Source organism: Methylobacterium sp. E-012 (assembly GCF_057836545.1).
Genome location: NZ_JBYQEY010000001.1, coordinates 5,226,376 through 5,248,146, shown reverse-complemented (window position 1 = coordinate 5,248,146; position 21,771 = coordinate 5,226,376). Strand labels below are relative to the sequence as shown.

Sequence of the window (21,771 nt, the reverse complement as noted above, 5' to 3'; positions counted from 1 at the left end):
TCCTCGCAAAAGGGCGCCTGCGACGGACGGCGATACCGGCCGCGCCCTGTATCGATTCAATACCAAACTTGGCTGATGAAGTCCCGAAAGATCGGGTCGAATAATGGGACCACCCACACGGTCCGAGCCGTTCCGCCCGGATCCTCGGCCGCGGCTCAAGCGGCGAAATGGCGGGCGAACAGCGCCAGCACGGCGAGCCAGACGAGGCCGGATACCCCGTACACGAAGCCACGCAGGAAGGCGGATTCGAGCGCCGCATGCGCGGAATGCCGATCCGCTCGCGCAGCACCCGGCTTCGCTGGCGCCGACCTGTGCCGGGCCGCGGGCGGGGGCGCGACGAGCAGGCGCGTCAGGCTTTCCGGAAGGGATCGGTCATCGGGATGCACGGCGCTATGTGGAGTACAGGGCTCAGGCCCGGGCCGACAAGGCCTTCGTCGTCACCGGCATCCGCCGAGACAGACGGCGCCCACCCGCCGATCTCTGAACGGGTGACGGAGGCCCCGCGCGGCGGCCCGATGCGGCTTCCAAGTGCCGCAGGGAGCCGAGAGCCGGGCTGCGGGTTAAGGCCTATGGCGGCCGGATAAGATCGCCAATCCCGGGCCTCGGTGGTCGGCTTCGTGAGGCTTGGCCGTTGCGCCGGGCCTGTGGATTCAATTAGAGCTATTCCAGGCAGGCGAGCTCTGCCTCACAGTGCTGCCGCGACGGCGGCCAACAGGAGGAAATCCATGCGTTCACTGGTTTTCGGCGCCGTCCTCGCCGCCCTGATCCCGCTCTCCGCTGAGGCCCAGGAGGCCGGAGACGCGGCCGCAGGCGAGAAGGCGTTCGCACCCTGCAAGGCGTGCCACAACTTCCAGAAGAACGGCGTCGGTCCGGACCTGAAGGGTGTCGTGGGCCGAAAGGCGGGCACCTACGAGGGCTACAACTACTCCGCCGCGATGAAGGGCTCGGGCATCACCTGGGATGAGGCGAACCTGCACGAGTGGCTGAAGAACCCCAAGGCGAAGGTGCCCGGCACCAAGATGATCTTCCAGGGCTACCCGGACGACAAGAAGATCAACGACGTGATCGCCTACCTCAAGACGCAGTCCTGATCCCGGATCACGGCTGACGCGATCCGGGGGTGGCCGAAGGGCCGCCCCCGGATTCATTCAGGACAACCTATTCGGTGATGAGGCCCGCCTGCAGGCCCATCCGCAAGGTTACGAGGTCGTGCAGCAGGGTCTCCCGGCCCGCCGCGTCGAGGCCGGTCAGGCCGCCGGCATCATCGGGGATGCAGGCGAGGAGGTCGCGCAGCTTCGCGCCGGCCGGCGTGAGGAAGATGCTGACCTGACGTTCGTCGGCCCGGTCCCGGGCGCGGCGCACGCGCCCCGATCCTTCGAGGCGCTTCAGCAGCGGCGTCAGGGTGCCGGAATCGAGGAACAGGCGATTGCCGATCTCCTTGACCGAGAGACCGTCCTGCTCCCACAGCACCAGCAGAACCAGATATTGCGGATACGTCAGTTCGTGGCGGCCGAGCAGGTTGCGGTAGGCGCGCCCGAAGGCGTGCGCGGCGGCGTAGACCGCGAAGCACAGTTGGTTGTCGAGACGCTGCCGCTCCTGCGTCGAAGGCTGGTCGGCGGTCGCGTGACCCGCTCGATTCGGCGCAGCGCCGCTCTGCAAAGCAGTCGGGCCTGGCATAGGAATGCTCTCTCTCTAGTATAACGGGCTCGCGTACCGGTATGGCGGAAAGCCTCTCTTATGCAGTTCGCCACACCAGTACAATCGGCGTAATCGGCGCGGAACGCGACCACGATGGTTGTAGCCCGGCGTTCAGCCGTCCATCAGCGGGTGCAGATCCCGTACCATTGCCTTCAGCCGCTCATCGAGGACGTGCGTGTAGATCTGTGTCGTCGAGATATCGGCGTGGCCGAGCAGCTCCTGCACGATGCGCAGATCGGCCCCGTTCTGCAGGAGATGACTGGCGAAGGCGTGGCGGAGGACGTGGGGGCTGACGCGGTCGGGCCGCAAGCCGGCCTCAAGGGCCACGGCCTTGAGGTCGCGGGCGAAGGCCTGCCGGGTCAGATGGCCGCTGTCGCTGTCCGCCGGAAACAGCCACGCGCAGTCCTCGGGCACGGCCGCGAGATGGGCCGACATGGCGGCGCGGGCCGCCTCGGTCAGCGGCACGAGGCGCTCGCGGCCGCCTTTTCCCTTGATGAACAGGTATGGCTCGAGGCTCGCCCCCGCGGCCCGGGGCAGGGCGACGAGTTCGGAAACCCGCAGGCCGGTGGCGTAGAGGAGTTCGAGCAGGCAGACCATCCGCCGCGCCCGCCGGGCCGGGCCCGGCGCCTCCCCGGTGCCCACGGAGGCCTGCGCGACGGCGAGGAGCCGGTCGACCTCGGCGACGGACAGGATCTTCGGCAGGACCCGGCCCCGGCGCGGCCCCGACACCGCGACGCTCGGATCGGCCTCGACGACGCCCTCGGAGTACAGGAACTTGTGGAAACCGCGCACGCAGGACAGCCGCCGGGCCGCCGACGAGGCCTTGAGACCGCGGGTGTCCAGATCGGCCAGGAAGCTCCGGAGCGCCCCGGCATCCACCTCCTCCAACGCGATCCCGACCCGGGCGAGGTAAGCCAGGTAATCGTCGAGGTCGCGCCGGTAGGCGACTAGCGTGTTGGCGCCGGCACCCCGCTCGGCGGCCATCATGTCGAGGTAATCGGCGACTTCCGGGGAGGGCGTCGGACCGGGGTCGCCGCCCGCGGCCACGCTCAACGGCCGCCCGGCTGCAGCTTCGCGGCGGGGATGGTCACGCTCATTTCCCGGGGTGTCGGCTGAACGAAATTCGCGAGCGCGAACATCGCGGCGAAGACGAGACCCGCCAGGATCGCGAGGATGGCAAAGAAACGGAACAGGGTCGGCACGTCGGTCGAACCTCGGGCGGGCGCTGCGGGCGGCGGGAATCGGCGGCGGGCATGGGGATGCGCGGCGGTTCTCTTCGCGCCGACGCGGGTGCCCGGTTTCCACCACGCGATCAAGGCGCTGACAAGGCCCACGACGACACAGCGATGCGTTTCGCTGGCCGCTTGAATCGCGCTAAGAGCCTGCCGCAGGATGCGAGATCGCCCGGGGCCGTGCGCCCGGGGCGGCGGCGCGGCGTTGGGGGCGCCGGACGGATGCGGTGCAGGGGTCGATGCAGGAGCCGTTGAACGAGGCGGAGGGTGGCGAACCGATCGAGGCGCGGCTGCGCCGGGCGCTCGGCCCGCGCTCGATCGTGCTCGTCGGCCTGATGGGCGCGGGCAAGAGCACCGTGGGCCGTCGCCTCGCGAGCCGCCTCGGCCTGATCTTCAAGGATGCCGACATCGAGATCGAGGCGGCGGCCGGCCTGACGATCCCCGATATCTTCGCGATCTACGGCGAGCCGAGTTTTCGCGACGGCGAGGAGCGGGTGATCTCCCGCCTGCTCCGGGCCGGCCCCCTGGTGCTCGCCACCGGCGGCGGCGCCTATCTGCGCGAGGCCACGCGGCGGCGCGTGGCGGAATCCGCGGTCTCGGTCTGGCTCAAGGCCGATCTCGACGTCCTGATGCGGCGGGTACGCAAGCGGGGCAACCGGCCGCTGCTCCAGACCGACGATCCCGAGGCGACCATGCGCGACCTGATGGCGGTGCGCCATCCGGTCTACGCCGCCGCCGACGTGGTGGTGATCTCCCGCGAGGTCTCGCACGACCGGGTCGTTCAGGACGTGCTCGAAGCCCTGGATACCCATCTCAACGGGGCGCGCACCGTCTCCGTCGCCGCGCAGTAGGATTGAGCGAGTCCGTCCGTGACCGAGCCTTCGACCCATCCCGATCCCCTGACGGTCCACGTGCCCCTCGACGGAGGCCGCGCCTACGACATCCGGATCGGGCGCGGCCTGATCGACGCCGCCGGGCCGCCTGTGGCAGCGCTCGGCGGACGCCGGGCCGCGATCGTCACGGACGAGACTGTCGGGGCCCTCTATGCCGGCCGCCTGCGGGCGAGCCTGGAGTCGAGCGGCCTCCAGGCCGGCATCGTGACGGTCGCGCCCGGCGAGGGCTCGAAATCCTACGCGGGCTACGCGGCCGTCTGCGACGGCCTCCTGGCGCTGAAGGTCGAGCGCGGCGATCTCGTGGTGGCCTTGGGGGGCGGCGTCGTGGGCGACCTCGCCGGCTTCGCGGCCGCGACCCTGCGGCGCGGCGTCCGTTTCGTGCAGGTGCCGACGAGCCTGCTCGCGCAGGTCGATTCCTCGGTGGGCGGCAAGACTGGGATCAACGCGCCCCTGGGCAAGAATCTGATCGGCGCCTTCCACCAGCCCCGCTTGGTCCTGGCCGATACCGCGGCCCTCGACACCCTGTCCGAGCGCGAGATGCGCGCCGGCTACGCCGAGGTCGCCAAATACGGGCTGATCGCCGATGCCGGCTTCTTCGACTGGTGCGAGGCGAACTGGCGCGGGATCTTCGCCGGCGGCCCGGAGCGTGAGGCGGCGGTGGCGTCCTGCTGCCGGGCCAAGGCGGCGGTGGTGACCCGCGACGAGCGGGAGGACGGCGAGCGGGCGCTGCTCAATCTCGGCCACACCTTCGGCCACGCCCTGGAGCGCCTGACCGGCTACGACCCGGCCCGGCTGGTCCACGGGGAGGGGGTGGCGATCGGGCTCGCCCTGGCCTTCCGCTTCTCGGCCCGGCTCGGGCTGTGCGCCGGCCAGGAGGCGGGCCGCGTCGCCAACCACCTCGCCCTGGCCGGCCTGCCGACCCGCCTGCAGGCGGTCCCAGGCGGATGCGGCGGCGCGGAGGCGATCCTCGACGCCATGGCGCAGGACAAGAAGGTCCGCGACGGCGCGCTGACCTTCATCCTCGCCCGCGGGATCGGGCGGAGCTTCATCGCCCCGGGCGTCGACCGGGCCGAGGTGGCGGCATTCCTGCGCGACGAGTTGGCGGCGGATCGGGTCGCCTGACGCCGTTCGGGGCGCTTCCGGCCTTGCCTATCCCGGGTCGGACAGCTAAGAGCCTGCCACGTCCGGCGCAGCCGATCTCGCGCCGTTCACGGCCCCACCGGGGCCCGGGCCGCAATAGCTCAGCTGGTAGAGCACCTCATTCGTAATGAGGGGGTCGGGGGTTCGAATCCCTCTTGCGGCACCACTTCCGGTCAAACCATCGCCAGCACCGCCGCGATCAGCGCGACACCGACCGCCAGCCACGCCGCGTAATCGCCGATCAGGCCGCTGTGCAGCACCTCCAGGGCGCGCGTCGGCGCCGATTGTGTCACGCTGACCGGCCGGACCACCAGCGCCGGCAGGGTCTTGCGAAACAGCCCGTAGCCGGCGCCCGCCAGGGCGGCGATGAGGGAGGCCCAGGGCAGCCAGGCGGGCCCCTCCGCCAGAGCCTCCACCGCCGGGCGGTGCAGGAACGCCGAGGCCGCCCGCGGGAGGGCATGCCCGATCAGATCCGCCGGCAGCCCGATATCGAGGGCCAGCAGCACACAGCACGGTCCCAGCATCAGCCAGAGCGGCCGGTTGGCCTTCTCGCGCTCGTCCTCGCTCGGCGCCCCGGCCTCGTCGCCGGGATCCGGACCGAGCCCCAGGAAGATGCGGCCGGCCGCCCGCAGGACCGCCGCCCCGGTCAGCGCCGCACCGATACCGCCGGCCGCCAGGGCGATCCCGTGACCCTGCTGCGCCAGCGCCCCCTGGACGAGGCGCGTGCCCTGGTCGAGCACGCCGAGCGGCAGGCCGCAGAGCAGCAGCCCGGCCAGCCCCATGGCGATCCCCGCCGGCCAGATCCCGCGCCCGAGGCCGCGCAGGGCGATCTCGTCGATGCTGGCCTGCGTGGCGAGCAGGATGCCGGCGATCATGAACAGGGCGCCCTTCACCAGCCCGTGTCCGACCACGTAGACCAGCATGCCGCCGGTCCCGCCCGCCGAGAGTGCGCCGATGCCGGTCAGCATGATCCCGGCATGGGAGATCGTCGAGAAGGCGAGCATCCGCTTGAGGTGACGCTGCAGCAGCGCCATCCAGCCGCCGAGGAGCGCGGTGACGCCGCCGAGTCCGATCAGCAGCACCGGCAGGGCGTGCTGGACCTGTCCGGAGGCCCCGAACACGACCGCGCTCACCTTGGCCAGGCCGAACAGCCCGAGCGACACCATCGAGCCGGAGAAGATCACCGAAACCGGGCTCGGCGCCACCGCGTGGGCGTCGGCGAGCCAGAACTGGAACGGCACGATCGCGCCCTTGATCATCAGGGCCGCCGCCACGAGGCAGAAGGCTCCGGCCACCACCGGATCGCGCCCGCCCCGGGCCACCGCAGCCGCGATGCCCTCGAAATCCAGCGTTCCGGTCTGGGCGTAGATCAGCCCGATGCCGCCAAGCATCAGGAAACCCGCGAGGCTGTTGACCACCGTGAAGTTGATGGCGCCGGCGAGCGCCGATTCCGCAAGGTGGTAGGCCGTGAGCGCGAAGGCGGCGACGCTCATCACCTCGAACCACACAAACAGGTTGAACATGTCGCGGGTGAAGCAGAACCCGACCATGGCGGCCAGGAACAGCAGCATCAGGATCTGGAAATGACCGTGGGTGCGGTCGAAGAAGCCCCAGGCGAACACGAAGGTCAGGGCGTAGAGCAGGCCGATGAAGGCGGCGACCCAGCCGCTCGCCTCGTCCACCGAGAACCCGATCCCGAGATGGACGCCATCCCGCGGCTCCCATCCGCCGAACCAGTACACCAGGGGCCCGTCGGCGGCGTGCAGGGCGATCGTCCCGCAGAGGATCGCGACGCCGAGGGCGGCCAGCGTCGCCAGGATGTCGGGGAGGCGGCCCGGCAGCAGATGCGCGGTGGCGAGCAGCGCCGCGCAGACCACGAGCGGGAGGGCGACCGGTAGGGGCAGAAGCGCGGCGGGGAAGGCGGTCACGATGTTTTCCCCGCGCCGTCGTCCGCGCGGCTCGAAGCCTGGTCGCGCCGGGATCCACCACCCGCGCGCATCGGCCGGAGCTTCTCCGGGTCGAGGCTGCCGCCGCGCTTGTAGGCCTGAATCGTCAGAACTAGGAGGAGGGCGGTGAGCGTCGCCCCGACCACGATGTCGGTCAGCACCAGCGCCTGCATCACCGGATCGACCGCGGGGGTGCCGGGCGGGTGGTCGTAGAAGATCGGCGCGATGCTGCCCCAGCGGTAGCCGAGGCCGAGCAGCAACACGTAGGTCGCCGATTGGCAGATACCGAGGCAGCCGACGAGATGAATGAAGTTCCGGCTGGTGGCGATGCCGTAGAGGCCGATCCCGAACAGCCACGCGGCGACCGCGTAGGGCAACATCGTCACGCCGATTCCTCTCCTGGCTCGTCGGGCTCGTCCGCCGCGCGGGTCTCCTCCATGAATTCCAGGAAGAGCTGCGTGAACCCGCCCGTCACCGCCAGGGCGACGCCGAGATTCTCGACCAGCATCAGCCCGCCGGAGAACAGGTCGCGGAAGGTGCCGAGCGGCAGGACATTCTGCATGAAGGCGGCGCCGGTGAGCATCGGCGCCAGCCCGCACAGGGCGAAGAGTAATGCGCCGCCCCCCTCCATGGCGTCGAGCCAGTGGCTGCGGATCGCGTCGCGCCAGCCGGCATAGCCCTCGCCGAGGTAGATCAGCAGCGTGGCGGAGGCGAGGATCACGCCGCCCTGGAAGCCGCCGCCCGGCGTCACGGTGGCGTGCACCACCACGTAGAGCCCGAACAGGGCGGTGAGCGGCCCGGCGATCCGGCAGGCGAGCACGACAGCCTCGGAGCGCGGGATCACGGCGCGGCCGGGCCGGCGCATGGCGTGCTCGGTGTTGCCCTCGCCGCGGCGGCCGCGCAGCAGCACCACCGTGCCGGTGATGGCGGCGAGTAGCATGAACTCCTCGCCGAGGGTGTCGAGGCCGCGCAGGTCGAAGTTGATGGCGCTCACCATATTGGCGACGTGCCGCGCCTCAGGCGTGATCGCATTGATGCGCTCGCCGTACTGCGCGATCGTCGCGCCGAAGGGCGGCAGCCCGGCGATCACCGTGGCGGCGCACGGCAGCAGGATCAGGCCCGCCAGGGCCAGCAGCGCGACGCGGATCCGCGGGCTCACGGTTTCTCCTCGGGGGGCTGGGTCCGCACCGCCATGAGTGCCACGAGGAACAGGAGCGGGACCGCCGCCGCGCCGACCGTCAGTTCCGACAGGGCGACGTCGGGGGCCTGGAGGGCGTCGAACAGGATTGCCAGGACGAGGCCGTTGACCGCGATGGCGAAGACCTGCCGGACGGGGTCACGCACCAGCACCACGGCCGTCCCGGAAATCGCCGTCAGCAGGAACAGGAGCGGCAGGATCACCGTCATGCCGAGCGGCCCTCGCGCATCAGCACGGCGCGGCCGGACACGTGCGACAGCACCGCCGCCCAGGACAAGTACAGCACCATCATCAGGAGGATCTTGAGGGAGCGCCCGGAGATGCCGTCGGCCAGGAAGGCCGCCACCGTGACCAAGCCGGAGGCCGTGACGTTCAGGAAGGCGAGGGCGTGGAACCGGTCGAGGGCCCGGGGCAGGCGCCACAGGGCCAGGGCGGACAGCCATGTCGCCGCCACCGCGAGGCCGAGCAGCGCGCCGATGACGACGCTCATATCCAGCGCTCCAGGAAGACCGCGAGCAGCAGGGTGCCGGGCAGGTTGAGCAGGACCAGGGTGAGGGCGAGGTCGGTGATCGAGGCCTGGTCGGTGGCGAAGGCCATCAGCGTCAGGATCAGCACCGTGACGCTGCCGGCAAGCTGATAGGCCGCGAAGCGCTGGCCGGGCCGGCCGCGCCACGCCAGCGCCGCCGCGAGCACCATCGGCGGCAGCAGCCCCAGGATGGCGGCCGTCCAGATGCTCATGACGCCGAGTCCTCCAGGGAGTGCGTCGCCACGGTCCCGTGCTCGCGGTCGAGGGTCAGGACGTAGCTGTCCGGGGCGAGGGAAGCGGCGAACAGGCCGACGGCGCGCGCGGCCGGAGCCGTATCGCCGTGCGGCGTCGCCCACGCAATCTCGGCAGCGCTCCGGTCACGGGTCGCGCCGCCCTCGACGCGGCCGAGGAGGGCCTTTATCAGATGCAGTCCGACCCGCGCGGTCTGCCGGGGCATGCCGACGAGGGCCGGCCCGACCGGCCGGAGCGCTGCCCGGTCGAAGCGGAACCGCACGCCGCCGCGTCGTCCCGCGACCCCCCACCAGGCCGTGCCGAGGGTGGCGCAGACCACCGTGGCGAGGCCCTCGTTCACGCTCAAGGACCCGGCGAAGACCAAGTAGGCCAGGGCAAGGGCGATCCAGATCGCGACCGCGTCGCGCGTCGACCGTTCCTTGATGCCGCTGATCGGTCCTGCCCGCATCGATCCTGCCCGGGGCACGTCCCGCGGAAGCGTGGCCATGCGCTGCCCGACCAAACGTGGCCGCGGGCGCCAGCGTTCCCGGAACCCGACGACACGGTTCCGTGTAGGGCCTGTGAGAGCCCGATACACGTCATCCCAAAGTCGCTGCGCCTGCTGAAGCCCTGCGGCGCAGGACCTCCAGAGACGGGGGTGGGTGGGACATCCGTGATCGAGGGCACGGGCAGGCACAGGAACATGCGATGACAGCCGAGATTCTCACCATCCGCTTCGTGCACGAGGGCTGGAGCCGGTTCGGCATCGCGCAGGTGCGCCTCGCCGACGGCGCGGTGGTCGAGCGGGAGTTCGAGGATCACGGCAATTCGGTGGGCGTGCTCCCCTACGATCCCGAGCGCCGGGTCGCCACCCTGGTGCGCGAGCTGCGGGTGCCGCCGCTGTTCGCCGCCGGCGAGCAAGTCCAGCTGGAGGCCCCAGCCGGCCTGATCGACGACGGCAGCCCGGAGGAGAACGTCCGCCGGGAGGCCCTGGAGGAGGTCGGCCTGCGCCTGACCGCGCTCGAATTCATCGGTGCGACCTATTCCTGTGCAAGTCTGACCACCGAGAAGATACACCTCTACCTCGCCCCCTACCGCCGGTCGGACCGGGCCGAGGCGGGGGGCGGCGCCGCGGGCGAGCACGAGAACATCAAGGTCGTCGAGATGCCGCTCGTCGAGCTCGCTGGCCTGGCCGACCGGGCCGAGATCACCGACCTCAAGACGCTCACCCTGGTGCTGGCTTTGCGCGCGCGCCATCCGGAGCTGTTCCGCGCGTGAGAATCCGCTATCGCGTTATCGCCCAGGGGTTGCTGACCGCTGCGGTGCTCGCCGGGGTCGCGTGGATCGCCTTCCACCTGCGCTGAGGCCGGCGCAAGCTCACGAGTCAGGGATCGATGGCATGAGCGATGACCCAGGACACGCCGAACCGCACGGGCTCGACCGCGGGCTGACCAATTACGGCGACCGCGACTTCGCCCGCTATCTGCGCCGCTCCTTCGCCCGCTCGATGGGCATCTCGCCGGGGCTGCTGGACAAGCCGGTGGTCGGCATCGCCATGACGCCGTCGGGCTTCAACAATTGCCATCGCGGCATGCCCGAGCTGGTGGAGGCGGTCTCCCGCGGAGTCCTGGCCGCCGGCGCCCTGCCGCGGCCGTTCCCGACCGTGTCGCTCGGCGAGGTTTTCCTCAACCCGACCAGCATGATGTACCGCAACCTGATGGCCATGGACACGGAGGAGATGATCCAGGCCCAGCCGATGGATGCGGTCGTGCTGATCGGCGGCTGCGACAAGACCGTGCCGGCCCAGCTCATGGGTGCGGCCTCGGCGGGGCTCCCGGCGATCCAGCTCGTGACCGGGCCGATGTCGACCGGCCGCCACCGGGGCCAGCGGCTCGGCGCCTGCACGGATTGCCGGGGCTTCTGGGCGAAGTACCGGGCCGGCACCGTCGATGCGGAGGAGATCGCCGAGGTCGAGGGACGGCTCTCGGTCACCGCCGGCACCTGCGCGGTGATGGGCACGGCCTCCACCATGGCGTGCATCGCGGAGGCGCTCGGCATGTCGCTGCCCGGCACGGCCGCGATCCCGGCGGTCCATTCCGACCGGCTGGTGGCCGCCGAGGAGACCGGCCGCGCGGCGGTGCGGTTGATCCAGTCGAAGATCGCGCCCGCGCGGGTCATCACCCGCAAGTCGGTGGAGAACGCCATCCGGGTGCTGATGGCGGTCTCGGGTTCGACCAATGCCATCGTCCACCTGACGGCGATCGCCGGACGGCTCGGCATCCGCATCCCCTATGCGCGCTTCAATGAGATCTCCGACGCGACGCCGGTGCTGGTCGACCTGAAGCCGGTGGGCGAGGGCTACATGGAGGATTTCCACGCGGCCGGCGGGATGGGTGCGCTGCTGCGCGAATTGCGCCCGCTCCTGCACCTCGACACCGTGGACGTGGAGGGCCGGACGCTGGCCGAGCGCCTGGACGAGCCCGCCGGCTGGGTCGACCGTGCGGTGATCCGCCCCTTCGACAACCCGGTCTCACCGCTGGGTGGGCTGGTCGCGCTCACCGGCAACCTCGCCCCCGAGGGCGCGATCTTCAAACGCGCCGCCGCGACGCCGGAGCTGTTCGAGTCGGAAGGGCGGGCGGTGGTGTTCACCGGCCTGGAGGACCTGAGCCGGCGGATCGACGATCCCGACCTCGACGTGGGCCCGAACGACGTGCTGGTGCTCCAGAATGCCGGCCCGCACGCGGCTGGGATGCCGGAGGCGGGCTACCTGCCGATCCCCAAGAAACTCGCCCGGGCGGGGGTGAAGGACATGGTCCGCATCTCCGACGCCCGGATGTCCGGCACGGCCTTCGGGTCGATCGTGCTGCACATCGCCCCCGAATCCGCCATTGGTGGGCCGCTGGCTGCGGTGCGCGACGGCGACCGGATCCGGCTGTCGATCCGCGAGAAGCGGATCGATCTGCTGGTGGAACCCGAGGAGATCGCGCGGCGGCTCGCCGGCCACACGCCGCCGCCGGCCCCGACCCGGGGCTACAAGGCGCTCTACCGGCGCACCGTCACCCAGGCCCCCGAGGGCTGCGACTTCGACTTCCTGATGGGGGAGGGGCACGAGGGCTGAACCACCTGGCTTGATCGCCGGGCGCGCCGGGGCCATCGTCCGGACGAGAGTTCGGGAGGGAACCGGATGACGCGCGCCTGCATCGTGGGCTGGGCCCACACCCCCTTCGGCAAGCTCGAGGAGCCGGATGTCGAGGGCTTGATCGCCCGGGTCTCGGGCGAAGCGCTGGCCCATGCCGGGATCGACGATACGCAGGTCGACGGGATCTATGTGGGCTCGATGAACACCGGCTTCTCGAAGCAGGGTTTCGAGGGATCGCTGGTGGCGGTGAACCGGCCGGGCCTCGCCCACGCCCCCGCGACCCATCTGGAGAACGCCTGCGCCACCGGGTCGGCGGCACTCTACGCGGCCCTCGACTTCGTCGACAGCGGCCGGGGCCGCGTCGCCCTGGTAATCGGCGCCGAGAAGATGACGGCCAAGACCGTGGCCGAGACCGGCGATATCCTGCTCGGCGCCTCCTACCGGAAGGAGGAGGCCGAGATCGAGGGCGGCTTCGCGGGCGTGTTCGGGCGGATCGCGGCGGGCTACTTCCAGCGCTACGGCGACCGCAGCGCGGAGCTGGCCCGGATCGCCGCCAAGAACCACCGCAACGGCGTCGGCAACCCCTACGCGCAATTGCGAAAAGATCTTGGCTTCGAGTTCTGCAATCGGGTCTCGGAGAAGAATCCCTACGTGGCGGCACCGCTCCGGCGTACCGACTGCTCGCTGATCTCTGACGGGGCGGCGGCCCTCGTGGTGGCGGATGCCGAGACCGCCGAGGCGCTGGAGCGGGCGATCGGCTTCCGCGCCCGCGCCCACGTCAACGACATCCTGCCCCTGTCCCGCCGCGATCCGACGGAATTCAAGGGCGCACGGCTCGCCTGGGAGAAGGCGCGGGCCGAAGCCGGGATCGGCAACGACGACCTGTCCTTCGTGGAGACCCACGACTGCTTCACCATCGCCGAGCTGATCGAGTACGAGGCAATGGGTCTCGCGGCCCCAGGCGAGGGGTACTGCGTGGTGCGCGAGGGGCTGGCCGAAAAAGGCGGCCGGCTGCCGATCAACCCGTCCGGCGGCCTGAAGGCGAAGGGCCATCCGGTGGGCGCCACCGGCGTGTCGATGCATGTAATGGCCTGCCTGCAGCTCATGGGCGTGGCCGGCGAAATGCAGGTGCCCGGCGCCGAACTCGCCGGGATCTTCAACATGGGCGGCGCGGCGGTGGCCAATTACGTGTCCATTCTGGAACGCCGGCGCTGACAAGCGCTCTTCCTCCCCCGCGGGAGGGGCTACGATGCTCGCAGAGCTCTGCCGGATGCCTGCGACGGTCGGCGCTGAATCCCCCTGCGGGCGAGGGCGGTCCCGGAGATTTTCGTGACGCCTAGTCCGATAAGGCGAAACAGTCCTGTCGGCCGGTGTCGGTCACGGCTCTCGGCCGGGGGTTCACCGCCCGGATCCCTCGTCCGCCCACGCGGAGCGGGCGTCAGGCCGCCCGCTGGATGAAGGCGCGGAGGGTGCGGACCAGGGTCGTCGGCTCGTAGGGCTTCGGGATGAAGCGGGCGCCCTCCGGCATGTCGTTCGGGCCGGGTGTGCCCATCCCCGAGACCACCAGCACGGGGATCGACGGCCAGCGATGCGCCACCAGGCGGGCGAGGGCGAAACCGTCCATCGAGCCCTGCGGCATGTCGACATCCGTCATCAGGACGCCGACATCGTCGCGGTTCTCCAGGACCTTGAGCGCCTTGTCCGCATGGCTCGCCTCCACCACGGTGAAGCCGGCATCCGCCAGGGTGTCCGCGGCCTCCATCAGCAGCAGTCCGTCATCCTCCACGAGGAGCACCACGGGTTGGTCGGACGGGCTTTCTGACATCAGGCCTGCGGAGGTGTGCCGTGAATTCCGAAGCCCGCGCCGTATTCCTCCGGGGCTCACCCCGTCAAGGCGCGGGGGCCGCGCTGCGTCAGGCCGCCTCCTCGCGCTTGCCCAGGCGCTTGTCGAGGTAGGTGTCCACCGTCTGGGTGAGCTCCTCAACCTTGCCGTCGAAAAAGTGGTTGGCACCCTCGACCATCTGGTGCTCGATGATGACGCCCTTCTGGGTCTTCACCTTCTCGATCACCGGCATGACCTCCCGGGCGGGGGCGACCCGGTCCTCCGAACCGTGCACGAACAGGCCGGATGACGGGCACGGGGCCAGGAAGGTGAAGTCGTAGCGGTTCGCCATGGCGGCGATCGAGATGAAGCCCTCGATCTCGGGCCGGCGCATCAGCAACTGCATGCCGATCCAAGAGCCGAAGGACACGCCGGCGATCCAGCAGGACTTCGCCTCGGGATTGACCGACTGCACCCAATCGAGGGCCGCCGCGGCGTCGGACAGCTCGCCCGAGCCGTGGTCGAACGCACCCTGGCTCCGCCCAACCCCGCGGAAATTGAAACGCAGGGCTGCAAAGCCGCGATTGGCGAAGGTGTAAAAAAGGTTGTACACAATCTGATTGTTCATCGTACCCCCGAATTGGGGGTGCGGGTGCAGGATGATGGCGATCGGTGCGCCGCGCTTCTTGGGGGCTTGGTAACGGCCCTCCAGGCGGCCGGCCGGACCTGTGAAGATGACTTCGGGCATCGCTCGTCTCTCACTCTCGAGATCGCACGCCCGGCGGTCGGCGCGGCAGCCTTGACTCGTCGCGTGCGCACCATAAAAGCACTCTTAGAACAGTTCTAGTCGATTGGAACAGTTCTAAAAAGGCGGTTCGGTGGTTCGCACCGGCTGCCGCACTGACCCGGGCTGGTCGGTGGGATCTCTTTCTGTCGGCGCGCCTTAGCACGCCGAACCGGTGCGCGGGCAAGGAATTGTGACGCGCGGCGGCGATGGGCAAAACGGAACGCGTATGAGCCGGGCACGCGCCTATCTCGACTACAACGCCACCGCCCCGGTCCGCCCGGCCGTCGCGGACGCGGTGGCGCGCGCCTTGATGCTTCCGGGCAATCCCTCATCGATCCACGCGGAGGGCCGTTCGGCCCGGGCCGCCCTGGAGGCCGCCCGCGCTCAGGTCGCGGCCCTGGTGAACGCGCGGCCCGAGCAGGTGATCTTCACCAGCGGCGGGACCGAAGCGGCCAACGCGGTCCTGTCGGGCGCCCTGCGTGGTCGCGGCCTGCCGGCCCCGACCCGCCTCCTGCACACGGCGACGGAGCATCCCTGCGTGGCCGTGGGCCATCGCTTCCCGGAGGCGGCGGTGGAGCAGTTGCCGGTCACCGGCGACGGCGTGATCGATCTCGCCGTGCTGGAGGCGCGTTTGGCCGACCTGGCGGGCGAGACCGTATTGTTGTCGGTCCACGCGGCCAACAACGAGACCGGCGCCGTGCAGCCGCTGAGCGACGTGGCGGCCCTGGCGCTGGCGCATGGCCGGACGCTGGTCCACAGCGATGCCGTGCAGGCGGCCGGCAAGGTCGCCCTCGACATCGCGGGACTCGGCCTCGATGCGCTGTCCCTGTCGGGCCACAAGTTCGCGGCGCCGAAGGGCGTCGGTGCCCTCGTGCTGGCCGATGGCGTCACCCTGGAGAGCGCCTTCCTGCGCGGCGGCGGCCAGGAGCGTCGGCAGCGCTGTGGCACCGAGTGCCTGCCGGCCATCGTCGGCATGGGCGAGGCGGCCCGGATCGCTCGCGAATCGCTCGACCCGGAGGCCCGGCGCTTGTCGGCCCTGCGTGACCGGATCGAGGCGGGCGTGCGGGCCCTCGCGCCCGACGCCGTGGTGTTCGCCGCCGGGGCCCCACGTCTGCCCAACACCCTCAGCGTCTCTGTCCGGGGGCTCGACGCGCCCTCGGCCCTGATCGCCTTCGACCTCGCCGGCGTGGCGGTGTCGTCGGGCTCGGCCTGCTCGTCGGGCAAGGTCGCACGCTCGGCGACGCTGGCCGCAATGGGCGTCGGTCCCGACCTCGCCGGGGGGGCGCTGCGCGTCAGCCTCGGCTGGAACACGGTGGACGAGGATGTGACATGCTTCCTCGACGCCTTCGAACGGGTGTTGCAGCCCCTATATAGACGACGAGGACAGGCGGCCTAAGCGCCGCTCCCCCCGCTTTCCGACACACGCTTCCCGGCCCTTGACGCCGGAGATGCCCAGGAGACGCTGATGCCTGCCGTGCAGGAAACCATCGACCGGGTCCGCTCGATCGACCTCGACCAGTACAAGTACGGGTTCGAGACCACCATCGAGATGGAGAAGTCCGAGAAGGGCATCTCCGAGGATGTCGTGCGCTTCATCTCGGCCAAGAAGAATGAGCCGGCGTGGCTGCTGGAGTGGCGCCTCGACGCCTATCGGCGCTGGCTGACCATGAAGGAGCCGGAGTGGGCCCGCGTCTCCTACGACAAGGTCGACTACAACGACATCTACTACTATGCGGCGCCCAAGCGCCCGGCGGCGATGTCGCTCGATGAGATCGATCCCGAGATCCTGAAGACCTACGAGAAGCTCGGCATCCCGCTGCGTGAGGTCGAGGTGCTGGAAGGCATCGCGCCGGAGCGCCGGGTCGCGGTCGACGCCGTGTTCGACTCGGTCTCGGTGGCTACCACCTTCAAGAGGGAACTCTCGAAGGCCGGCGTGATCTTCATGCCGATCTCCGAGGCGGTCCAGGAATATCCGGAGCTGGTGAAGAAGTACCTGGGCACGGTTGTACCCTCGACCGACAACTTCTTCGCGACGCTGAACTCGGCGGTTTTCTCCGACGGTTCGTTCGTCTACATCCCGCCGGGCGTCCGCTGCCCGATGGAGCTGTCGACCTACTTCCGCATCAACGAGCGCGACACCGGTCAGTTCGAGCGCACGCTGATCATCGCCGACAAGGGCTCCTACGTCTCGTACCTGGAGGGCTGCACCGCCCCCAAGCGCGACGACAATCAGCTCCACGCCGCGGTGGTCGAGCTGGTCGCCCTGGATGACGCCGAGATCAAGTACTCGACGGTTCAGAATTGGTACCCGGGCGACAACGACGGCAAGGGCGGGATCTACAACTTCGTGACCAAGCGCGGCGACTGCCGCGGCGACCGCTCGAAGATTTCTTGGACCCAGGTCGAGACCGGCTCGGCGATCACCTGGAAGTACCCGTCCTGCATCCTGCGCGGCGACGAGTCCCGCGGCGAGTTCTACTCGATCGCGGTGTCGAACGGCATGCAGCAGGTCGATTCCGGCACCAAGATGATCCATCTCGGGAAGAACACGACCAGCCGGATCATCTCGAAGGGCATTTCGGCGGGCCGTTCGCAGAACACCTACCGGGGTCTCGTCTCGGCCCACAAGAAGGCCAAGGGCGCGCGGAACTTCACGAACTGCGACTCCCTGCTGATCGGCGATCAGTGCGGGGCGCACACCGTGCCCTACATCGAGTCGAAGAACGCCTCCGCCGTGTTCGAGCACGAGGCGACCACCTCGAAGATCTCCGAGGAGCAGATGTTCTACTGCCAGCAGCGCGGCCTCTCCGGGGAGGAGGCGACCGCGCTGATCGTCAACGGCTTCGTCCGGGACGTGCTGCAGCAGCTGCCGATGGAGTTCGCCGTCGAGGCCCAGAAGCTGATCTCGATCAGCCTTGAAGGCTCGGTGGGCTGAGGGCTCGGAACGGGTGCGTGCATCCTCCCTCCCCCTTGCGGGGAGGGGCAGGGGTTGGGGTGGTGCCGGGTAAATTGCGGCGTCTCCTTCTGCTCAACCCCCACCTCCGGCTCCTCCCTGCAAAGGGGCAGGAGAGCGCGTCGCGCATGATCACGCCAGGATGCGTGAGCGTCGAGGCGTCGGGGACGGGACGATTAGCGAATTCAGACAGGACTAACGAACTATGCTGGAAATCAAGAACCTCGTCGTGCAGATCGAGGACAACCGCATCCTCAACGGCCTGAACCTCACCGTGAAGGACGGCGAGGTCGCCGCGATCATGGGCCCGAACGGCTCGGGCAAGTCGACGCTCTCCTACGTCATCGCCGGCAAGGCGGATTACGAGGTCCTCGACGGCGAGATTTTGCTCGACGGCCACAACCTGCTGGAGATGGAGCCGGACGAGCGCGCCGCGGCCGGCGTGTTCCTGGCCTTCCAGTACCCGCTGGAAATCCCCGGCGTCGGCACCATGACCTTCCTCAAGGCCTGCCTGAACGCCCAGCGCCGCGCCCGCGGCGAGGGTGAGATCTCGACCCCGGACTTCATCCGCGCGGTGAACGCCGCCGCCGACCGGCTTGAGATCAACAAGGACATGCTCAAGCGCGCCCTCAACGTCGGCTTCTCCGGCGGCGAGAAGAAGCGCATGGAGATTCTTCAAATGGCGCTGCTGCAGCCGAAGTTCTGCGTCCTCGACGAGACCGATTCCGGCCTCGACATCGACGCGCTGCGCATCGTCTCCGAGGGCGTGAACGCCCTGCGCGGCCAGGGCCGGTCGTTCCTGGTCATCACCCACTATCAGCGGCTCCTGAACCACATCGTGCCGGACGTGGTCCACGTCATGTCGAAGGGCCGGATCGTGAAGACTGGCGGCAAGGACCTCGCCCTCGAGCTCGAAGCTTCAGGCTACGCCGAGTACAGCACCAGCGAGGCCGCCTGAGCCATGGCCGACGTCACCAACCTCCGCTCCCCCGCCGAGGCCGGCCTGTCGAAGCTGTTCGAGACCGCCCGGCAGAGTTTCGCCAGCGAGGCGGCGATCAGCCGCGAGGAGGCGTTCCGCTTCTTCGAGGCGACCGGCCTGCCGAGCCGCCGGGTCGAGGCGTTCAAGTACACCGACCTGCGTGCCGCGATCTCCGAGGCCGCGCCGCCCTCAGAGGCGCCGAGCCTCGACGCCGCCAGGGAGGCCGTCGGGCGCGCCAAGGGCTTTGCCGGAATCGAGGCGGCGCGCCTCACCTTCGTGAACGGTCACCTCGTCCGCGAGCTGTCCGATCTCGACCGGGTCCCCGAGGGCGTCACGGTCGTTCCGCTCACCGAGGCCATGACTTCGGGTGACGCCGCGCTGAAGCTGCTCGGGCCGGTGATCCAGGCCCGGGACAACCCGATCTACCAGCTCAATACCGCCTTCCTGGCGGACGGGGCGCTGATCACGGTTGCCCCCGGTGCGAAGCCGGCCTGGCCGATCCATCTCCGCTTCGTCGGGACCGGCGACAGACCGTTCTCGACCGCGACCCGCGTGCTCGTAAATCTTGGCGAGGGCGCGGAGTTCAGCCTGCTCGAGAGCCATGAGGGTCCGGACGGCCTCACCTGCCAACCGAACGACGCCCTCGACGTGGTTGTCGGCCCCAGGGCCGCATTCCGGCACACCCGCCTGAATATCGAGGGCGATGCCACCGTGGCGCTCTCGACCCTGTCGCTCAAGGTCGAGGCCGAGGGCCGGGTCGAGACGGTCAACCTCGTGACCGGCGCGGTGCTGTCGCGCCACCAGATCTACGTTCTGGTCGCGGGCGCGGACACGAACGTCGTGGTCAATGGCGCCGCTATGTTGCGCAAGGGTCAGCTCGCCGATTCGACGCTGCTCGCTGATCACGCCGCCGTCGGCGGTATCGGGCGCGAGCAGTTCAAGACGGTGATCGACGGCGACGCCACAGGTGTGTTCCAGGGCAAGATCATCGTCCGGCAGGTCGCCCAGAAGACCGACGGCAAGATGAAGTCCGACTGCCTCCTCCTCACCGACGAGGGGCAGATGATGAACAAGCCGGAGCTGGAGATCTTCGCTGACGACGTCGCCTGCGGCCATGGCGCCACCTGCGGCACGCCGGATGAGGATCTGCTGTTTTACCTGATGGCCCGCGGCCTGCCGCGCCCCATCGCCGAGAGCCTGCTGGTTCAGGCCTTCGTGGGCGAGGCGGTGGAGGCGGTCACGCACGAGGGCGCCCGCGCGGCGCTGATCGGCGAGATCGAGGCCTGGCTGAAAGCGCGGGGCTGACTACACTCGACCCTCACCCCTTTGCGGGGGAGGGTGCCGAATGGAGTGAGGCGGGAGAGGGGAGCGACGGTGCAGGATGGGGCGATGCCCTTCGCACGCGCAGACCTCTCCGGCGGCCGGGCTCCCCTCTCCCGACCCTCGCTGACGCGAGGGCCACCCTCCCCCGCAGAGGGGGAGGGAGATCCGCGAGCGTGACCCGATGAACGCACACATCCTTAGCCCCACCTACGATGTCGCGGCGGTCCGGAAGGATTTCCCGATCCTGGCGCAGCAGGTCTACGGCAAACCGCTCGTGTATCTCGATAACGCCGCCTCGGCGCAGAAGCCCAAAGCCGTGATCAACGCGATGGTTTCCTGCATGGAGACCGGCTACGCCAACGTCCATCGTGGCCTGCACTACATGGCCAACGCCGCCACCGAAGGGTTCGAGGGCGCCCGCGAGACCACGCGGCAATTCCTCAACGCGGCGTCCACGGACGAGATCATCTTCACCCGCAACGCCACAGAGGCCTACAACCTCGTGGCCTCGTCCATGGGCTGGGGCGGCCTGATCGGGGAGGGGGACGAGATCATCCTCTCGATCATGGAGCACCACTCCAACATCGTGCCCTGGCACTTCCTGCGCGAGCGCCGCGGCGCCGTGATCAAGTGGGCGCCGGTGGACGAGGAGGGCAACTTCCTGGTCGAGGAATACGAGAAGCTGTTCTCACCCCGCACCAAGATGGTGGCGATCACCCACATGTCGAACGTGCTCGGCACCGTGACGCCGGCCGCCGAGATCGTGCGCATCGCCCACGCCCACGGCGTACCGGTCCTCCTGGACGGGGCGCAGAGCGCGGTGCACCAGCCCGTCGATGTGCAGGCGCTCGACTGCGACTTCTTCGTCTTCACCGGCCACAAGGTCTACGGTCCGACCGGGATCGGCGTGCTCTACGGCAAGAAAGAGTGGCTGGAGCGCCTGCCGCCCTACCAGGGCGGCGGCGAGATGATCCGGACGGTGAGCGCGGATTCGGTCACCTACAACGACCCGCCGCACAAGTTCGAGGCCGGGACGCCGGCGATCATCGAGGCGGTCGGCCTCGGGGCGGCGCTGGAATACATGATGACCATCGGGCGTGACGCCATCGCGGCGCACGAGGCCAAGCTCACCGCCTACGCACAGGAGCGGCTCGCGGCGATGAATTCCGTACGCCTGATCGGTACCGCCGCCGGCAAGGGCGGTGTGATCGCCTTCGAGATGAAGGGCGCGCATGCCCACGATATCGCCACGGTGATCGACCGGCAGGGCGTCGCGGTGAGGGCCGGAACGCATTGCGCGATGCCGTTGCTGACGCGCTTCGGCGTCACCTCGACCTGCCGCGCCTCGTTCGGCCTCTACAACACCACCGCCGAGATCGACACCCTTGTCGAGGCGCTCGGCAAAGCAGAGATGCTGTTTAGATGACGATCTGCGATAAGGCGGGTCGCGACCGTGTGGGCCCGGGGAGAGTGAAACGATGAGCACCGACGCCACCATCACGGGCGGCATGAACGCCCCGGACGTCGCGGGCGCTTCCGCGATCCCGCCGGCGGAGATGGACCGCCTGACCGATGACATCGTGGCCGCGCTGAAGAGCGTCTACGATCCCGAGATCCCGGCGGACATCTACGAACTCGGCCTGATCTACAAGGTCGATATTGGCGACGACCGGAAGGTCGCCATCGATATGACGCTGACGGCACCCGGCTGCCCAGTGGCGGGCGAGATGCCCGGATGGGTCGAGAACGCGGTGAGCGCCGTGGCGGGCGTCCAGTCCTGCGCGGTCACCATGGTGTTCGACCCGCCGTGGGATCAGAGCCGCATGTCGGACGAGGCCCGCGTCGCCCTCGACATGTGGTAGGCCCGCCCGAGCGCATCGCGTTATTCCGAGCTTCTGCAGCAA

Annotated in this window: 25 protein-coding genes and 1 tRNA gene; 13 read left to right on the top strand and 13 right to left on the bottom strand. The window is 69.5% G+C overall.

Annotated features, from left to right (window positions below; translation table 11 throughout):
• Positions 1 to 155 precede the first annotated feature (155 nt).
• On the bottom strand, positions 156 to 386 hold the full coding sequence (locus tag AC3IF1_RS25105) for a hypothetical protein (protein WP_489219810.1): 231 nt from the start codon (positions 384 to 386) through the stop codon (positions 156 to 158).
• 339 nt (positions 387 to 725) lie between these two features.
• On the opposite strand from AC3IF1_RS25105, the gene AC3IF1_RS25100 reads away from it, so the two are divergent.
• Positions 726 to 1,091: a c-type cytochrome gene (locus tag AC3IF1_RS25100; protein WP_489219809.1), complete on the top strand. Its 366-nt coding sequence runs from the start codon at positions 726 to 728 to the stop codon at positions 1,089 to 1,091.
• 67 nt (positions 1,092 to 1,158) lie between these two features.
• On the opposite strand, the gene AC3IF1_RS25095 is transcribed toward AC3IF1_RS25100, so the two are convergent.
• The 3 genes from AC3IF1_RS25095 to AC3IF1_RS25085 form a co-directional block, all read right to left on the bottom strand.
• Complete coding sequence (locus tag AC3IF1_RS25095) at positions 1,159 to 1,677, bottom strand: MarR family winged helix-turn-helix transcriptional regulator (protein WP_489219808.1); 519 nt, start codon at positions 1,675 to 1,677, stop codon at positions 1,159 to 1,161.
• 132 nt (positions 1,678 to 1,809) lie between these two features.
• Positions 1,810 to 2,745, bottom strand: a complete 936-nt coding sequence (locus tag AC3IF1_RS25090) for a site-specific tyrosine recombinase XerD (RefSeq protein WP_489220469.1) — start codon at positions 2,743 to 2,745, stop codon at positions 1,810 to 1,812.
• A 2-nt stretch (positions 2,746 to 2,747) separates the two neighbouring features.
• Entirely contained in the window at positions 2,748 to 2,900 is a 153-nt protein-coding gene (locus AC3IF1_RS25085) for a histidine kinase (protein WP_489219807.1), read from the bottom strand.
• Between the two features lie 269 nt (positions 2,901 to 3,169).
• Between AC3IF1_RS25085 and AC3IF1_RS25080 the strand changes: the two genes are divergently transcribed.
• From AC3IF1_RS25080 to AC3IF1_RS25070, 3 genes are all read left to right on the top strand, one after another.
• On the top strand, positions 3,170 to 3,781 hold the full coding sequence (locus AC3IF1_RS25080; RefSeq protein ID WP_243972123.1) for a shikimate kinase: 612 nt from the start codon (positions 3,170 to 3,172) through the stop codon (positions 3,779 to 3,781).
• Positions 3,782 to 3,799: 18 nt separating this feature from the next.
• Positions 3,800 to 4,945: a 3-dehydroquinate synthase gene (gene aroB, locus AC3IF1_RS25075; RefSeq protein WP_489219806.1), complete on the top strand. Its 1,146-nt coding sequence runs from the start codon at positions 3,800 to 3,802 to the stop codon at positions 4,943 to 4,945.
• A 108-nt stretch (positions 4,946 to 5,053) separates the two neighbouring features.
• Positions 5,054 to 5,129 (top strand) — tRNA-Thr (locus AC3IF1_RS25070).
• A gap of 7 nt (positions 5,130 to 5,136) precedes the next feature.
• On the opposite strand, the gene AC3IF1_RS25065 is transcribed toward AC3IF1_RS25070, so the two are convergent.
• From AC3IF1_RS25065 to AC3IF1_RS25035, 7 genes are read right to left on the bottom strand one after another with little or no spacing between them, the layout of a single operon-like run.
• Positions 5,137 to 6,891, bottom strand: coding sequence for a complex I subunit 5 family protein (locus AC3IF1_RS25065; RefSeq protein ID WP_489219805.1), 1,755 nt, complete (start codon positions 6,889 to 6,891; stop codon positions 5,137 to 5,139).
• Positions 6,888 to 7,289 carry a sodium:proton antiporter gene (locus tag AC3IF1_RS25060; RefSeq protein ID WP_489220468.1) on the bottom strand — a complete coding sequence of 134 codons (402 nt, stop codon included), beginning with the start codon at positions 7,287 to 7,289 and terminating at the stop codon, positions 6,888 to 6,890. The genes AC3IF1_RS25065 and AC3IF1_RS25060 overlap by 4 nt, the downstream gene beginning before the upstream one ends.
• Positions 7,290 to 7,291: 2 nt before the next feature.
• Positions 7,292 to 8,068, bottom strand: coding sequence for an MnhB domain-containing protein (locus AC3IF1_RS25055; protein WP_489219804.1), 777 nt, complete (start codon positions 8,066 to 8,068; stop codon positions 7,292 to 7,294).
• Entirely contained in the window at positions 8,065 to 8,316 is a 252-nt protein-coding gene (locus tag AC3IF1_RS25050; protein WP_243972117.1) for a Na(+)/H(+) antiporter subunit B, read from the bottom strand. The genes AC3IF1_RS25055 and AC3IF1_RS25050 overlap by 4 nt, the downstream gene beginning before the upstream one ends.
• The gene (locus AC3IF1_RS25045; protein ID WP_489219803.1) at positions 8,313 to 8,597 is read right to left on the bottom strand and encodes a monovalent cation/H(+) antiporter subunit G; all 285 of its coding nucleotides are present in this window, start codon (positions 8,595 to 8,597) and stop codon (positions 8,313 to 8,315) included. The genes AC3IF1_RS25050 and AC3IF1_RS25045 overlap by 4 nt, the downstream gene beginning before the upstream one ends.
• Positions 8,594 to 8,845, bottom strand: a complete 252-nt coding sequence (locus AC3IF1_RS25040) for a monovalent cation/H+ antiporter complex subunit F (protein WP_243972113.1) — start codon at positions 8,843 to 8,845, stop codon at positions 8,594 to 8,596. The genes AC3IF1_RS25045 and AC3IF1_RS25040 overlap by 4 nt, the downstream gene beginning before the upstream one ends.
• Positions 8,842 to 9,372, bottom strand: coding sequence for a hypothetical protein (locus tag AC3IF1_RS25035; protein WP_489219802.1), 531 nt, complete (start codon positions 9,370 to 9,372; stop codon positions 8,842 to 8,844). The genes AC3IF1_RS25040 and AC3IF1_RS25035 overlap by 4 nt, the downstream gene beginning before the upstream one ends.
• A gap of 200 nt (positions 9,373 to 9,572) precedes the next feature.
• On the opposite strand from AC3IF1_RS25035, the gene AC3IF1_RS25030 reads away from it, so the two are divergent.
• The 3 genes from AC3IF1_RS25030 to AC3IF1_RS25020 all read left to right on the top strand — a co-directional run bounded on the left by AC3IF1_RS25030 (position 9,573) and on the right by AC3IF1_RS25020 (position 13,218).
• Positions 9,573 to 10,142 (top strand): NUDIX domain-containing protein, encoded by a 570-nt coding sequence (locus AC3IF1_RS25030; protein ID WP_489219801.1) that lies wholly within the window; start codon positions 9,573 to 9,575, stop codon positions 10,140 to 10,142.
• 121 nt (positions 10,143 to 10,263) lie between these two features.
• Positions 10,264 to 11,982: an IlvD/Edd family dehydratase gene (locus AC3IF1_RS25025; RefSeq protein WP_489219800.1), complete on the top strand. Its 1,719-nt coding sequence runs from the start codon at positions 10,264 to 10,266 to the stop codon at positions 11,980 to 11,982.
• Positions 11,983 to 12,048: 66 nt separating this feature from the next.
• Positions 12,049 to 13,218 (top strand): acetyl-CoA acetyltransferase, encoded by a 1,170-nt coding sequence (locus tag AC3IF1_RS25020; RefSeq protein WP_489219799.1) that lies wholly within the window; start codon positions 12,049 to 12,051, stop codon positions 13,216 to 13,218.
• 223 nt (positions 13,219 to 13,441) lie between these two features.
• On the opposite strand, the gene AC3IF1_RS25015 is transcribed toward AC3IF1_RS25020, so the two are convergent.
• Together AC3IF1_RS25015 and AC3IF1_RS25010 are read right to left on the bottom strand one after the other, a co-directional pair.
• Entirely contained in the window at positions 13,442 to 13,828 is a 387-nt protein-coding gene (locus AC3IF1_RS25015) for a response regulator (RefSeq protein ID WP_243972105.1), read from the bottom strand.
• An 88-nt stretch (positions 13,829 to 13,916) separates the two neighbouring features.
• Entirely contained in the window at positions 13,917 to 14,573 is a 657-nt protein-coding gene (locus AC3IF1_RS25010) for an alpha/beta hydrolase (protein WP_243972104.1), read from the bottom strand.
• A 265-nt stretch (positions 14,574 to 14,838) separates the two neighbouring features.
• Between AC3IF1_RS25010 and AC3IF1_RS25005 the strand changes: the two genes are divergently transcribed.
• From AC3IF1_RS25005 to AC3IF1_RS24980, 6 genes are all read left to right on the top strand, one after another.
• Positions 14,839 to 16,008, top strand: a complete 1,170-nt coding sequence (locus tag AC3IF1_RS25005; RefSeq protein WP_489219798.1) for a cysteine desulfurase family protein — start codon at positions 14,839 to 14,841, stop codon at positions 16,006 to 16,008.
• A gap of 69 nt (positions 16,009 to 16,077) precedes the next feature.
• A complete protein-coding gene (gene sufB, locus AC3IF1_RS25000; protein ID WP_489219797.1) occupies positions 16,078 to 17,547 on the top strand; it encodes a Fe-S cluster assembly protein SufB in 1,470 nt (489 codons plus the stop codon).
• Between the two features lie 223 nt (positions 17,548 to 17,770).
• Entirely contained in the window at positions 17,771 to 18,523 is a 753-nt protein-coding gene (gene sufC, locus AC3IF1_RS24995; RefSeq protein ID WP_489219796.1) for a Fe-S cluster assembly ATPase SufC, read from the top strand.
• A gap of 3 nt (positions 18,524 to 18,526) precedes the next feature.
• The gene (locus AC3IF1_RS24990) at positions 18,527 to 19,849 is read left to right on the top strand and encodes a SufB/SufD family protein (protein ID WP_489219795.1); all 1,323 of its coding nucleotides are present in this window, start codon (positions 18,527 to 18,529) and stop codon (positions 19,847 to 19,849) included.
• 199 nt (positions 19,850 to 20,048) lie between these two features.
• Entirely contained in the window at positions 20,049 to 21,293 is a 1,245-nt protein-coding gene (locus AC3IF1_RS24985; protein ID WP_489219794.1) for a cysteine desulfurase, read from the top strand.
• A 52-nt stretch (positions 21,294 to 21,345) separates the two neighbouring features.
• Complete coding sequence (locus tag AC3IF1_RS24980; protein ID WP_489219793.1) at positions 21,346 to 21,729, top strand: SUF system Fe-S cluster assembly protein; 384 nt, start codon at positions 21,346 to 21,348, stop codon at positions 21,727 to 21,729.
• The last annotated feature ends 42 nt before the right edge of the window (positions 21,730 to 21,771 follow it).

Excerpts from the sequence above, each read along its gene's own strand:
- AC3IF1_RS25025 (WP_489219800.1), top strand. The coding sequence starts at position 10,264 with ATGAGCGATGACCCAGGACACGCCGAACCGCACGGGCTCGACCGCGGG.
- sufB (WP_489219797.1), top strand. The coding sequence starts at position 16,078 with ATGCCTGCCGTGCAGGAAACCATCGACCGGGTCCGCTCGATCGACCTC.
- AC3IF1_RS25100 (WP_489219809.1), top strand. The coding sequence starts at position 726 with ATGCGTTCACTGGTTTTCGGCGCCGTCCTCGCCGCCCTGATCCCGCTC.
- AC3IF1_RS25080 (WP_243972123.1), top strand. The coding sequence starts at position 3,170 with ATGCAGGAGCCGTTGAACGAGGCGGAGGGTGGCGAACCGATCGAGGCG.
- AC3IF1_RS25015 (WP_243972105.1), bottom strand. The coding sequence starts at position 13,828 with ATGTCAGAAAGCCCGTCCGACCAACCCGTGGTGCTCCTCGTGGAGGAT.
- AC3IF1_RS24990 (WP_489219795.1), top strand. The coding sequence starts at position 18,527 with ATGGCCGACGTCACCAACCTCCGCTCCCCCGCCGAGGCCGGCCTGTCG.
- AC3IF1_RS24980 (WP_489219793.1), top strand. The coding sequence starts at position 21,346 with ATGAGCACCGACGCCACCATCACGGGCGGCATGAACGCCCCGGACGTC.
- AC3IF1_RS25030 (WP_489219801.1), top strand. The coding sequence starts at position 9,573 with ATGACAGCCGAGATTCTCACCATCCGCTTCGTGCACGAGGGCTGGAGC.
- AC3IF1_RS25035 (WP_489219802.1), bottom strand. The coding sequence starts at position 9,372 with ATGGCCACGCTTCCGCGGGACGTGCCCCGGGCAGGATCGATGCGGGCA.
- AC3IF1_RS25095 (WP_489219808.1), bottom strand. The coding sequence starts at position 1,677 with ATGCCAGGCCCGACTGCTTTGCAGAGCGGCGCTGCGCCGAATCGAGCG.
- AC3IF1_RS25050 (WP_243972117.1), bottom strand. The coding sequence starts at position 8,316 with ATGACGGTGATCCTGCCGCTCCTGTTCCTGCTGACGGCGATTTCCGGG.
- AC3IF1_RS25060 (WP_489220468.1), bottom strand. The coding sequence starts at position 7,289 with ATGTTGCCCTACGCGGTCGCCGCGTGGCTGTTCGGGATCGGCCTCTAC.
- AC3IF1_RS25045 (WP_489219803.1), bottom strand. The coding sequence starts at position 8,597 with ATGAGCGTCGTCATCGGCGCGCTGCTCGGCCTCGCGGTGGCGGCGACA.
- AC3IF1_RS25005 (WP_489219798.1), top strand. The coding sequence starts at position 14,839 with ATGAGCCGGGCACGCGCCTATCTCGACTACAACGCCACCGCCCCGGTC.
- AC3IF1_RS24985 (WP_489219794.1), top strand. The coding sequence starts at position 20,049 with ATGAACGCACACATCCTTAGCCCCACCTACGATGTCGCGGCGGTCCGG.
- AC3IF1_RS25020 (WP_489219799.1), top strand. The coding sequence starts at position 12,049 with ATGACGCGCGCCTGCATCGTGGGCTGGGCCCACACCCCCTTCGGCAAG.
- sufC (WP_489219796.1), top strand. The coding sequence starts at position 17,771 with ATGCTGGAAATCAAGAACCTCGTCGTGCAGATCGAGGACAACCGCATC.
- AC3IF1_RS25040 (WP_243972113.1), bottom strand. The coding sequence starts at position 8,845 with ATGAGCATCTGGACGGCCGCCATCCTGGGGCTGCTGCCGCCGATGGTG.
- AC3IF1_RS25010 (WP_243972104.1), bottom strand. The coding sequence starts at position 14,573 with ATGCCCGAAGTCATCTTCACAGGTCCGGCCGGCCGCCTGGAGGGCCGT.